A 13,628-nucleotide genomic window follows, 5' to 3' on the forward strand; every position below is an offset into this window, starting at 1 on the left:
CTCCGCTACTGAACCAACCTCGCGCGAAGGCGCGCGAATTCGTCATCAGTGATCGATCCCGCCGTCTTGAGCTGATCAAGCTTTCCGAGCTCGTCGGCGACACTGAATCCGACCACACGCCGCAATTCTTCACGAGCCGCCTGCGCTTGTTGCGCATTGCGCTCGGTCATGCCTCGCCCCTGAGTGATCAGATAAATGATGACACCAAGATACGGGGTCAGTATCACGACGATCACCCAAATGGCCTTGGCCCACCCTGAAATATCATAACGTCTAAAGAGGTCCGAAAAGATTGTGATGGCCAACCAGAACCACACGACGAACGCGAATATCGTCAGCACGTCGATCAGAAAGTTTGAAAAAGTGAAGCCTCCCTCGAAGAGCATGACACCCTCCTTGCTACTTGTTCGCCGACTTTTGCGCCGCATTTTGTTGGTTACTACTAGCATTATTATGCCGGATCGTACACCGTTGGGTTGTATGGCGCCCCCGAGGCCCTTGCTACGGCCCCGGGGGCACGCTCAGATGGACGTCCCGCGCGTGGTGCAGGTTTCCGTCTGGAACGTCTAGCCGTCACACAAGTTAATTCGCTTGGCCCGCGAGCCGACCGCTCTGAATGGGGGATGATAAGCTTCTCCGCCGATCGGCGATCCGGCCTGAGGACGACTATTCGGCATTTTAAGCTGCACGGGGTGGACCATGAAGGACATACTCGTTTTTCTTTCTCCTGCGGTATGTAGAGATAACCTTTCGCGCGGAGGGCATTACGCCATCGATCTCGCTCGCACGTACGGTGCGCATCTATCTGCATTGATTGCAGATATTGAATCCGACCTCGGTGATTTGGCGCCTCAACCCGATATCCGGCAGGTCGGGACGACGACTGCCAGCAAGTCAACATTATCAAGTGAACGGGTGGCGCGAACGGCGGAACTCGTTCAGTCGGCGGCGACAGATGCAAACATACCTTGTGACATTCTACAGAGCGAAAACCAGTCCATCTCGCTTCGCGAACGCATAATCCATTTCACCCAGATGCACGACATGCTGATTCTCGACGTACGCGGATCACTCGATTCGCCTCGCAAAGAGCTCGTCGAAGCAGCTCTGTTTGGGGGTGGTCGGCCAATTGTGTTCGTGCCGCCGAACACAGCTCTAGTCGCAAACAACCGCATTGTCGTTGCGTGGGACGGAACACGCTCGGCGGTTCGCGCGGTGCATGATGCCTTGCCGCTTCTCGTCAAGTCGCGTGAGGTACTCGTCGTATCGGTAATTGACGACAAGCTGTTTTCGACACCTCATTCTGGACACGCACTCTGCCGCTATCTCACACGGTGGGAGGTTGATGCGAAATTCAGCGCGATCCGCCGTGAGACTCTGAACATCGGAACGACCCTTCTGGCCTGCGCACGGCACGCTGGCGCGGATCTAATCGTGATGGGCGCATTCGCACATGGATTCGAGCGCGCGCTAATGCTCGGTAGTGCAACACGAGATATCTTTGAGGCGAGAATCGAAATTCCTGTACTCCTGTCGCACTAGATCATGATCCGATTGGACAGAATCGGATCATGATCTCACCTCTTTGTTTGAGCATAATCTTTTCGGAAAACCGGCCTCCACTTTTCCGGATCATGCTCTAGTTTTGGCTGACTCCCACGATGAGAAAGGCAGATCGAGATTCTTGAGTCACCGTCGCCGCGATGACCCTTCATGGCAACAGACGTCAGCCGACGAACAGATCCACGCGACGGTGCGTGCGTGGCGGTGCTTTCCTCACGCGGAAGTCACCTGGCGAAGCTGTGCCCCAGCTTCCACCGCAGTCACCGCCCTGCGCAACCAGGCCGACGAACGGATGATGAGCTTCTCGGCCTCCACAACGAGAAAGAATGCTAGTCCGGCCACCAGGAGCCAGGGCCAAACCGAGATCGGAATGGCTTCGTTGCCGAACATGGCTTGCAATGGCGGCGCATAGGTGAAAATCAACTGGAGGATCACGACTGCGGCAATTCCGAGCGGCAGGTATTTATTGCCGAGATGCGCGGTGAGGGACAACGAACTGTCCAGCAGGTAGCGGCTGTTCAGGAGATAGAACACCTGGCCGATCGTGATCATGTTGACCGCGACCGTCCGGGCGAGTTCGTCCGAGGCCCCTTGCGCTTTCATCCAGAAAAACGCCCACAGGGTCGTCGCAACCAATGCCACGCCGACGAACAACACGCGCCAGAATCCAAAGCCGGTCAAGATCGGACGATCCACCGTGCGTGGCGGCCGGTTCATGACGTCGAGCTCGTGTGGCTCGAACGAGATCACCAATCCTAGCGCGACCGACGTTACCATGTTGACCCAGAGGACCTGCGGGGCGGTGATAGGCATTGTGAAGTGAAAAAAGATTGCGACCATGATGACAAGTCCTTGGGCCACGTTGGTCGGCAGCATGAACAGGATGGCCTTTTCGATATTATTGTAGACAGTACGGCCCTCCTTTACAGCCGCGGTAATCGAGGCAAAGTTGTCGTCGGCCAGGATCATTCCCGCCGCCTCTTTGGTGACTTCGGTGCCCTTGATCCCCATCGCAACGCCGATATCGGCCTTCTTCAGCGCGGGTGCATCGTTCACACCGTCGCCTGTCATGGCGACGATCTGTTTGTTGGCCTGTATTGCCTTCACGAGGCGGAGCTTGTGTTCGGGGCTCGCGCGCGCGAACACGTCGACATTGCGCACCTTTTCCCGCAATGCGGCCTCGTTCATCTCCTCGATCTCCGCGCCGCTGATCGCGGTCTTGCCGTCGCCAATGCCGAGCATTTTGGCAATCGCAGCGGCGGTGATCTTGTGATCGCCCGTGATCATGGTGACGCGAACGCCACCGCCGTGGCATTCCTTGACAGCCTCGATCGCCTCTTTGCGTGGCGGATCCAGAAGACCGATCAAGCCGAGCAGCACAAGGTCCTTCGGCAGGTCGGTGGGAACGAGGCTTCCCGTCCGCAGGCCTGGGTTCTCCAGCCAAGCGAGCGCCAGCACACGCTCGCCCTGACCCGCAAGCATGTCGGCAGCCTTCAAGAAGGGCGCGGGATCGAGCGGCGCCGGCTGACCGCTGACGGTCTGATGTCGATCGCAGTGCTCGAGGATGACTTCGGGCGCGCCTTTGACAAACAGGCACTCCCTTCCGTCGGCAGACCTGTGAAGCGTCGCCATGAACTTATGCTCGGATTCGAACGGGATGGCGTCGATCCGCGGAGACGCGGTCTGCTCGGCCCGCCGGTCCAAGCCGAGCTTGATTGCGAACGGATAGAGCGCCCCCTCGGTCGGGTCACCCTCCACCTTCCAACTGCCTTCCTTCTGACGCAGCTCTGCATCGTTGCACAGCATGGAGGCACGCCCCATGAGCGTGAGCACCGGTTCTTTGCCCGCGGGCTTTCCGTCCCTGTTGACTTCGCCCTCCGGGGCATAACCGTTACCGGTGACCTGATACATCGCGTCAGCGGTGACGGCGGACATCACCATCATTTCCATGCGCGTCAGGGTGCCGGTCTTGTCCGAGCAGATGCGCGATACCGACCCCAGTGTCTCCACCGCCGGCAGCCGCCGGATGATGGCATTGCGCTCGGCCATGCGTTGAACGCCGATCGCGAGCGTGATTGTGATGATTGCCGGCAGGCCCTCTGGAATCACGGAGACGGCGATGCCGACCACGGCCTGGAATAGCTCGACGAAATCCATGTGCGTCACCCACTTGCCGTAGGCGAACACCACCACGCCAACGGCTCCGACGACCGCGGTGATGACATAGCCGAACTTCTTGATCTGGCGCAGCAGTGGCGTCTCGAGCGCGCTGACGTTCGTGAGTAGGGCGTTGATGCGCCCAAGCTCGGTCTCGCTGCCCGTCGCGACGACGACGCCGGCCGCACGCCCGGACACGACCATAGTTCCAGAGAACGCCATGCATTCCCGATCGCCGACTGTGGAATTAGCGGGAGCCGCGTCTGTGCTCTTATCAGCTGGCACGGACTCGCCGGTTAGGGCTGCCTCCTCGGTCCGCAGATTCTTCGCCTCGGCAAGCCGTACGTCCGCAGGGATCTTGTCGCCAGATTCGAGCAGCACCATATCTCCGGGAACCAACTGTTCCGCGGGAATCATGCGCGTCTCTCCGCCGCGCAAAGTTCGCGCTTCGGCGGACAACATGTTCCGGATAGCGTCCAGCGCTTTTTCGGCTTTGCCCTCTTGTATGAACCCGAGCAGCGCATTGAGGATGACGACGCCGAAGATGATCGACGCGTCGACCCAGAGATTGAGCATAAGCTTCGTGAAGCCGGCACCCAACAGAACGTAGATCAAGACGTTATTGAACTGGGACAAGAACCGCATGAGCGGCCCACGCTTCTTGCCCTTCGGCAGCCGGTTCGGTCCATGCGCCTGCAGCCGCCTCGCTGCTTCGGCCGGATCAAGCCCTTTCTCGCAGTCGGTGGCAAGCGACTTCACAACGTCGTTGGCGGACATCGCATGCCAAGCTGTGACGCCACTAGTCCGAGTCGGTTCTACCGCTGCGCCCATTGTTGTCTCCGATTGGTCTGTGTTCATCCCGGATATCCGGGAAGCTCAGTGCGGAGCGACTGCGAGGTCGAGGCTACGTCGCCAGCGCGCTAGGTCGGCTGTATGGACGCACGCTCGGCCATGACTTCCGCATGGAGACGCTCGACATCTTCTCGACGGCACAATTGGTTGCCATGAGTCAGGACGGCAGCGGCACCGGCGGCCATGCCAAGCATGAATGCATCCTCGGCACTTTCTCGGCGTGCGAGCGCGAAGGTCATGCCCGCTACAAAACTATCGCCCGCCCCCACTGCGCTCACAGGCTTCACCTTAGGGCCTCGTAGCCGCAACGTACCTGAGCGCGTTGCGAGCAATGCGCCGTCACGTCCCATGGTCACAGCAAGGTTTTCGACGGAGCCAGCGGCAACCAAAGACGTCGCGGCATCGACAAGTTCCCCGGCGGATTCGAACTTTCGGTGCGTCAACGTCTCGAACTCACCAACACTGGGCTTGGCGAGATAAATGCCTCCTGCCGATATCGCCGCTTGGAGCGCAGGCCCGGAGGTATCAAGAATCAAGCGTGCGCCATTGCTCCGCACAATGCCGGCCAGGCGGGCGTAAAAATCGATGGGAACGCCGGGCGGCAGGCTACCGCTCGCGACGATGTAGTCTGCGTCGCATTCCTTAAGGTGCGATAGGGCCGATTGCCATTCTGCTTCGACAAGTGCACAGCCCTCGCTTACGAAACGATATTCCAGTCCCGAAATCTCTTCGAAGACCGTGAAGCTGATGCGTGTGCCGCCAGCTATATCGATGCATTTTGCCGGCACGTCCAATTTCGCGACAAGTTCATTTAGGACGCGTCCAGTCGCGCCGCCAGCCAGGTAAATGGCGTAGGCTTCAGCGCCCAGTTCCTTCAGCACGCGCGCGACATTTATGCCGCCACCCCCTGCGTCGGTGCGCTGTTGTACTGCACGGTTCTTACGGATCGGTCTGATCTCGTTCGACTGGAACGCGAGATCAATGGTTGGGCTGAGCGTCAGTGTAACGATCGGCTTTGAAGCTATCTCCGGCTGCTGTATCATGTTGCAAGCCTTCTCGCCTGGAAATAGAAATTTGGATATTATCATCCTTAGAGGATGAACGCCATGCGGCTGGTCGGAGACATTGGCGGCACCAATGCAAGGTTTGCGATTGCGGAGCCTGGTGCGCAGCCATTCAATGCGCGCAAGCTGCCAGTCGCCCACTATCCCGGCCTTGTCGAGGCAGTGGAGGACTATGTGTCTGGCGTCCCGACGCTGGAGGAGGCGGTGCTCGCTGTGGCGGGCCCCATCCTGGGCGATCAGGTGGCATTTAGTAACAGCCCTTGGCGATTCTCGATTGACGATGTTCGCCAGCGGCTCGGCTTGAGCAGGCTGATCGTCATCAATGATCTCGTTGCGCACGCATTATCTGTTGCTGCACTACAGCCCGCTGAGATCGGCTCGCTGAAATCGGGAACTCGCGACGCAGGACGACCTGCCCTCGTGATCGGCCCCGGAACCGGCCTGGGTGTCGCCTTTCTTCTGAACAATGCAGGTAAGCTTGTCGGAATCCCCAGTGAGGCAGGACATGCCGCATTTGCCCCGATTGATCGCGTTCAAGCGGAGATCCTGACGCACCTGCAGAGCCAGTATGGGCACGTGCCGGTTGAACGGTTGCTGTCCGGACCAGGGCTGTTGGCGATTGCGACAACTTTAGCCAAGTTGAACGGGCAGACCATCGACGTGCACGATCCAAGAGACGTATCAGCGCGCGCGGCGGCGGGCTCCTGCCCCATCTGCAGCGAGGCGATAGGGATCTTTTCATCCATCCTCGGCTCTACGGCCGGCAATCTGGCTCTCACACTTCTGACCGGCGGCGGGGTCTTCATCACCGGCGGACTGTGCCGCGGGCTGCGGCCGCTGTTGGATGTGACGAATCTGATCCAGGCATTCGTCGCAAAGGGACGACTCCAATCATATTTGGAGGACATCCCGATCGACCAGATTTTGCGTCCTCACGCAGCTCTCCTGGGCGCGGCGATGTATGTGGAACCGGGCAGATCCTCTTGAGCAAAGCCCGAAAGCGCCGGTCGGCGATCGTCGCGCGCTTCGGCCCCCGCGCCACGGCTAAATGCCGGCCACTCCCGCTCGCTCAGCTTCGGGGAGTCCGTCGTGGCCCATCTGGTCACGCAATTGATGCCGCGTGCCTCGGAAACGGACTCGCGAAGAACGGCCAGACTGGAAGTGATGGTCGGAAGATGTTCGAGTCGCAACTTGAGCGAGCGTGTGATACCTTGCGCCAACCGAACGCAACGGACACGGCTGCGCTCCGTTGGTGAAGGCCGCCCTCAGGCGCGTCATCCGGGTGCCTTGAAGGCGAGGTCTTTCTTTGAATCTATTCGCGGCGCGGACGCGTCTTGTTTCATGGTCGCGCACGCTCGTCCGTGGGCTGGCCGTGCGTCAGATGTGCCTTGTTTCGTTCGGAAGCAGGAGAACGGTCATGGCAGGAACAATGAAGGCGACCGTCGTTCTTCGCGGAGAGAGGGGTAGGTCAGCTCGAGGGTCGCATTGTGCTTTCGTAGCTGTGATGACGACCGCTCCGTGAGCCGAGCCATGTCTCGCAAAGCCGGTCTTGTTCCGTCCCAATTTGATGCCGTTGCGTTCGATCTCGATGGCGTGGTTACAGATACCGCGGGCATCCATTTCCAGGCTTGGAAGCAAACCTTCGATGTCTTTTTCGAAGGGTGCACCCGCCGCACGGGCCTTGCCTTTGCGCCATTTACGCTCGAGGACTATCGCAGGTACATCGACGGGCGTCCGCGCGAAGAAGCTATTCGCGCCTTTATGGCCGCGCGCGGCGTGGACGTAGCGGAAGGTGACGAGCGCGATGGTCCAGAGGTCGAAACCATCCAGGGCCTCGCCGGGCGAAAGGACGGACTGTTTCTAGAGAAGATGCGCGGCAAAGGGGTAGACGTTTATCCGTCCACGGTGGCCCTGATCCGGCGTCTGCGCGCGCTCGGCCTGAAGACAGCGGTGGTTTCGGCGAGCCGCAATTGCCAGGAGATCCTGCAAACTGCGCGGCTCGATCATCTGTTCGACGCCCGCATCGATGGACGTGATGCCGCGACCTTGGGGCTGCCAGGTAAGCCGGCGCCGGACACCTTTCTTGCGGCGGCGCAGCGCCTCGGGACGTCGCCCGAGCGCACCGTCGTGATTGAGGACGCGATTGCCGGTGTGACGGCGGGACGAGCCGGTGGTTTCGGCCTCGTCATCGGCATCGACCGGACCGGCCATGGGGCGGAGTTGGAGAACGCCGGTGCCGATATCGTCGTCGCCGACCTCAACCAGATCGATTTGGAATTGGAGGATGGGCTGACGCCGGGACGATTCACCGCCACCGCCAAGCCCGACGTGCATCGGCTCGATCCATTCATCGCGCAACCAGGGACCGAGACCCGCCATCCCGCGGCCCGTGTTAGGCCCGACCCTTGGCTGTTTGCCCATGAGGGTTTCGATCCTGATCTGGAGGGCCGTCGCGAAACTCTGTTCGCTGTGGGCAACGGGTACTTCGTGACTCGCGGAGCCGCCGCTGAGGCGCGCGCTGATGACTTGTATTATCCCGGCACGTATCTTGCCGGCGGCTACAATCGGCTCACGACGCTGATCGATGGCCGTCCGATCGAGAACGAGGACCTGGTCAACCTCCCCAACTGGCTGCCACTGACCTTCCGGATCGACGACGGAGAATGGCTTGACCTGCGCCGCGTCGAAATCCTTGAGTATCAGCAAACGCTCGATATGCGCCGCGGTCTGTACTTGCGGACTTTGCGGATACGCGACCCGCGGGGGCGGGAAACCAGCCTCGCCGAGCGCCGCTTCGTGCACATGGATAGCAAGCACCTCGCAGGCCAACATGTCACCGTCACCTCGCAGAATTGGTCCGGTCGGCTCACGATACGCGCCATGCTGGACGGCGACGTCGCCAATACCGGCGTGCCGAGATACAAAGCATTTGAAAGCAAGAATCTGCGCGTCTGCGAAGCTGCCGCCATCGCACCTTGCTCCATGCTGCTTCAAGTGGAGACGACGCAGTCGCAACTGCGGATCGCACAGGCTGCGCGGCTGGACGTAAGCGCGCGCGGACTTGATGCCGCGGTGGACAAACGCCCGATTGAGGAAGCGGCGCGTGTCGGCTATGACATCGTCCTTGATGTCGTGCCGGGCGCCAGCATCGAGATCGAGAAGATCGTCGCGCTTTATGCCTCCAGGGACCGCGCCATTGCCGATCCGGAAACCGCCGCGCGCACCGCCATCGCACGGGCCGACAGCTTTGATGCACTTCTGCAAACCCATGAACGTGTCTGGGGATACTTGTGGGAGCGCTGTGACCTTGATCTGCTCGATATCGCGAGCGACGAAGCGGATGAGACGCATCTGGCGGTGCGCCTGCACCTCTTCCATCTGCTCCAGACAGCTTCAAGCCACAGCATGGAGCTGGACGCCGGCATCCCGGCGCGTGGCTGGCATGGCGAGGGGTATCGCGGCCACATCTTCTGGGACGAACTGTTCATCTTCCCATTGCTGAACCTGCACCTGCCAATCCTCGCCCGCGCCTTGCTTCTCTACCGCTACCGGCGTCTCGATGAGGCGCGCTGGGCGGCCCGGCAAGCCGGCTTCCGCGGCGCGATGTACCCGTGGCAGAGCGGCAGCGACGGGCGCGAAGAAACCGACGTCATGTACTTCAACCCGCGCTCCTGCAGCTGGATCAAGGACGACACGCATCTTCAGCGCCACATCGGCGCGGCCGTCGCCTATAATGTTTGGCAGTACTATCAAGCCACCGGCGATGCCGAGTTCCTTTACTCCTTCGGCGCCGAGCTGATGTTCGAGATTGCCCGCTTCTGGGCCAGTATTGCGCATTGGAACGAAGCACGCGGCCGCTATGACATTCGCGGGGTGATGGGTCCGGACGAATTTCATGACGGCTATCCGGATCGGGAAACGCCAGGCCTGGACAATAACGCGTACACCAACGTCATGGCCGTCTGGTGCATCGCTCGCGCGCTCAACCTCTTTGAACTCTTGCCGAAGGAGCGCTGTCACGAACTGTGTCAGCACTTGCGGATCGAGCAGGAGGAACTCGCAGTTTGGGAACATGTCAGCCGCAAGCTTTACCTGCCCTTCCATGACGACGGCATTCTCAGCCAGTTTGAGGGTTACGAGGCGCTGCAGGAGTTTGACTGGGGCGCCTATCGACGCAAATACCCAAACATCATGCGCCTGGATCTCATTCTTGATGCGGAGGGCGACACCCCCAATCGCTACAAACTCTCCAAGCAGGCCGACGTCCTGATGCTGTTCTATCTGTTTTCCGCAGAAGAACTGGCGGAACTCTTCAACCGCATTGGCTACACTTTCGATCCTGGCGCGATCCCAAAAACCATCGACTACTATCTGCGGCGCAGCTCGCATGGCTCCACCTTGAGCGCTCTCGCGCATGCCTGGGTATTGGCGCGCTCCTGCCGGCAGCGCTCCTGGTCGCTCTTCACGGAGGCTCTGCAAAGCGACATCAGCGATGTTCAAGGGGGGACCACGCGCGAAGGCATCCATCTCGGCGCCATGGCCGGCACGATCGACCTGTTGCAACGCTGCTTCACCGGGCTGGAGCTGCGCGGCGAAGAACTACATTTTCATCCGGCACTGCCGAACGAACTGCGCCGCCTTGCATTTCGGCTCCGCTATCGCCGGCACTCGCTTAGCGTGGACATAACTCATGATGCGCTGACGCTGGCAAGCGATCCAAGTGGGGCGGACGCAATCTCCATCGCGGTCGACGAACGGCATATCGTTCTACACCCGGGCGACAGAACCAGCGTGCCGCTTGACCGTGCGTCGTAATCACACGAGGACTCGCTGCGCAGCAGGTCTTGCGCGCCGCAAGCAACGATGGTCTCGAAAGTTGAAGGGTGAAGTCACCTCCAGCGCGAAGTTCAATGCGCGGATACCACGTTCTGCGGCGTCCCGCGCACAAACGCCTCGATATTGTCAAGCGTCGTCGCGATGATCCGCTGCAGTGCCGCCTCGGTGTTGTAGGCATTATGCGGTGTAACGACCACGTTGGGAAAGCGCAACAACACATGGTTTGCGACGAGCGCCTTGAAATCCGCGGCATCCCTGGTCGCCCCCTGGTGGAAGATCGCTGCTTCTTCGCGGATCAACGGCTCCTGCGGCAGGACGTCGAGGCCGGCGCCGCGCAGCCTACTATCAGCCAGCGCCCGCACCAACGCTTCAACATCAACGATGTGGCCGCGTGCCGTATTGATCAGGATTGAACCCGGCTTCATGCGGGAGAACTCTCGATCCGAGAGCATGTGGTGGGTGCCAGACGTTGCGGGAACGTGCAGCGTAACGATGTCGGAATCGGACAACAGCTTGTCGAGGCTCGCGTAGGCAAACTTGAGCCGCGTAGCGGCCGCCTCGTCCGGCTGAAGATCGTAAGCAAGAACATTCATGCCGAAGCCGCGTGCGATTTCGATCACGCGCAGCCCAATCCGGCCGGTGCCGACTACGCCGATTACCGCGTCGCGGAGCTCAAAGCCGCGCAGCCCGGTCTGCGTGAACCGCCCGCGTCGCGTCCGCTCCACCGACTCCACGAGGTTGCGCGCAACGGCTAGCAGCAAAGCGAAAACGTGCTCGGCAACGGTGGAATCGCCATAGTCAGGCACGTTCGACACAGTGATGGCGTGCGTGGCGCAGTAGTTGAGATCGATGTGATCGTATCCGGTCGATCGCGTTGCTATCAGTTTTAGCCTTGGGAATTGTGAGAGGGCCGATGCGTCAAACCGCGAGTTGATGAATGGGCTGGCGACCTCAGCCTCGGAGAAGTCAGCCGCGTTCCGTTGGTCCAGCGGCTCCGCAACGCAGCGCACGCGATGGTTTGGCTCAAGGCGCAGGAAGGCTTGTCGCTCCCATTCCTCGGTCTCGAACACAGCAATGTTCATGGTGGCCTCCCCGGGTCTGAGCACGGGTTCACAACTCGGATGAGCTTACACGGTCCAATCCATCTGCAACCTTACATTGATAGAGAGAACCAGTCCAGCCGCTGGCTCCCTGAGAGAACAATGCTGCTGAGACACTTTACGCTCCCGATCAAGGCGTACGGTGTACACTCCGGTCCTCGCTCAACTTCCAAAAGGGAACCATCGAGCGAGCATCAGCGCCAGAACGCCGCCGAGCGCAAGATATCCAAGACAAACTGGCCCCGTCTTCCTCAGAATGTCGCCTTCACGTCCTTGCAGGCCGACTGTTGCAGCGCCCGTGATGATGTTGTGCAGCGCCGCACAATTGCCGATGGCGGCCCCTAGTCCTTGAGCGGCGATCAACGCAAGCATCGGCAAGCCGAGCTTGGTGGCCGCCGCCTGCTGAAGATCCGTCAGGAGGATGTTGGAGACGGTTGTGGAGCCTGTGATGAAGGAGCCGATTGCCCCAACTGAAGGAGCAAGCAGCGGCCACGCCTGACCAATCCCTGTGGCCGTCGCCGCCAGCGCCTCTATCATGCCGGCATGGACCATCAGCCGGGCGATGGCGAGCATCGCGAACAAGGCAATGGCGACGGAAACCAGCCGACGAACGGCAGCGGTGACAGCACCGGCCAGATCGGCAACCTTGCACCCCTGCAAGAGCCCGCCGAACAGAAACCCTGCGAGCAGCATGGTCCCGGGATGATAGAGGGGCTCGACACGGCCGCCGAATGGTCCAGGCAACCCCCATTCGAGCACAACCTGCCGGAGTGCATCGCGGATCTGCGGAACGAGGCGCGTCACAAGAATCAAGCCGACCAGCACAGCGTACGGCAAACCAGCGATCACGAGCGATCTCGCGTCCAGAGTTTGAGACTGCTGCGCATGCATCCGTCTGAGGACGAACGCAAATGCCAATCCGCCGGCGAGCGCTCCGCCGATCGTCGGCAGCTCTGGTCCGACCCACGCGGCCAACACCAGGTAAGGCAGCAGGAAACAGATGGCGGCGAGGAGGGCCCATGCAGCATATTTTGCCTGCAATCGCCCTTGGCTCGCGATGAACACTATCGAAAGCACCAGTAGTGGCGCGAGGCCCGCTTGCAGCAAAGCCGTTGGCGGCGCGATGCTGTTGCCGCTAATGCCGGACACGTCGGTCTGCGCGAAGATTGGAGTGCCGAGCGCGCCGAAAGAAGTGCCCGTGACATGACCAATGAGCGGTAAAGCGACCGCCACGACGGGTGTGAACCCGAGGCTGACCAGGAGAGGCGCAGCCAGGGCGATAGGTGTACCGAACCCCGCCGCTCCTTCCATGAATGGCGCAAAGAACCAAGCGATGATGAGGGCAAGCAGGGTCTTGTCCGACGACAAACTCGTTAGTCCCGTCCGGATTATATCGATCGCGCCCGAGCGCTGCTGAAGCTCATAGAGCGACAAGGCCGGCAGGATGATCCACAGGATGTCGACGGCCGAGAAAACTGCCTCCGCACCGGTTCCGATGAGCGCTCCAGTAATGCCGTGCTCAGCGTAGATACTCGTTCCGAAGCCAAAGAATCCAATCGCAACAGCCGCGGTCGCCACGAGTCCGACCAGTCCCGCGCTGGCGGCCGACCACCGCAATACGGCCATGAGGAGAACGATCAGGGCGAGTGGGGCGGTCGAGACTAAGGCTGCCATTCCGCTTTCCGTGCATTTGATTTGGTTTGCCGCAAGGAACCATCAATCGCGAGCCCGATTAAATGCCAATTATACTCCAAGGTCGCCCTAGTATGGTTTTTATCCAAGTCATTGTCTCGGATAGCCTGCAGTAGGGCCGCAGACAGGCGCCAATCTTCGCTGACCCGAAGGTATCGCTTTGACGACCCAATGATCGACCTTGAAGCGCCAGAAATCATGCGGCGGGCACACACGCTTAAGGCGAGTTCCATCATGCCACAGGGCCAACTGTCCGGATCCAAAGGAGGCAGGCAATCGCATAGGGCCGGCCGCACGACCGATGCCTGCTGTCTAAATCGTCAAAACTATCATCGTGCTTGTCACGAAACGAAACAGTGTCGGG

8 protein-coding genes are annotated in these 13,628 nt (G+C 60.3%); 3 read left to right on the top strand and 5 right to left on the bottom strand.

What is annotated here, in order from left to right:
* Window positions 1–5: 5 nt before the first annotated feature.
* Window positions 6–386: an SHOCT domain-containing protein gene (locus tag J6497_RS14740; RefSeq protein ID WP_225704988.1), complete on the bottom strand. Its 381-nt coding sequence runs from the start codon at window positions 384–386 to the stop codon at window positions 6–8.
* A 313-nt stretch (window positions 387–699) separates the two neighbouring features.
* Here J6497_RS14740 and J6497_RS14745 point away from each other — a divergent pair, with 313 nt between their 5' ends.
* Window positions 700–1,542 carry a universal stress protein gene (locus J6497_RS14745; protein WP_225704989.1) on the top strand — a complete coding sequence of 281 codons (843 nt, stop codon included), beginning with the start codon at window positions 700–702 and terminating at the stop codon, window positions 1,540–1,542.
* Between the two features lie 234 nt (window positions 1,543–1,776).
* Here J6497_RS14745 and J6497_RS14750 read toward each other — a convergent pair whose 3' ends face one another.
* Window positions 1,777–4,497: an HAD-IC family P-type ATPase gene (locus J6497_RS14750; protein ID WP_249793565.1), complete on the bottom strand. Its 2,721-nt coding sequence runs from the start codon at window positions 4,495–4,497 to the stop codon at window positions 1,777–1,779.
* A gap of 143 nt (window positions 4,498–4,640) precedes the next feature.
* Window positions 4,641–5,615, bottom strand: a complete 975-nt coding sequence (locus J6497_RS14755; RefSeq protein ID WP_225704991.1) for a 1-phosphofructokinase family hexose kinase — start codon at window positions 5,613–5,615, stop codon at window positions 4,641–4,643.
* A 63-nt stretch (window positions 5,616–5,678) separates the two neighbouring features.
* Between J6497_RS14755 and glk the strand changes: the two genes are divergently transcribed.
* On the top strand, window positions 5,679–6,623 hold the full coding sequence (glk, locus tag J6497_RS14760) for a glucokinase (RefSeq protein WP_225704992.1): 945 nt from the start codon (window positions 5,679–5,681) through the stop codon (window positions 6,621–6,623).
* A gap of 543 nt (window positions 6,624–7,166) precedes the next feature.
* Entirely contained in the window at window positions 7,167–10,451 is a 3,285-nt protein-coding gene (locus tag J6497_RS14765; protein WP_225704993.1) for a beta-phosphoglucomutase family hydrolase, read from the top strand.
* A gap of 92 nt (window positions 10,452–10,543) precedes the next feature.
* On the opposite strand, the gene J6497_RS14770 is transcribed toward J6497_RS14765, so the two are convergent.
* Together J6497_RS14770 and J6497_RS14775 are read right to left on the bottom strand one after the other, a co-directional pair.
* Window positions 10,544–11,554 (bottom strand): hydroxyacid dehydrogenase, encoded by a 1,011-nt coding sequence (locus J6497_RS14770; protein WP_225704994.1) that lies wholly within the window; start codon window positions 11,552–11,554, stop codon window positions 10,544–10,546.
* Window positions 11,555–11,734: 180 nt separating this feature from the next.
* On the bottom strand, window positions 11,735–13,246 hold the full coding sequence (locus J6497_RS14775; protein WP_225704995.1) for an L-lactate permease: 1,512 nt from the start codon (window positions 13,244–13,246) through the stop codon (window positions 11,735–11,737).
* Window positions 13,247–13,628 lie beyond the last annotated feature (382 nt).

Origin of the sequence: Bradyrhizobium cenepequi, from assembly GCF_020329485.1 — a bacterium.
In the GTDB taxonomy this organism is placed as follows: domain Bacteria; phylum Pseudomonadota; class Alphaproteobacteria; order Rhizobiales; family Xanthobacteraceae; genus Bradyrhizobium; species Bradyrhizobium cenepequi.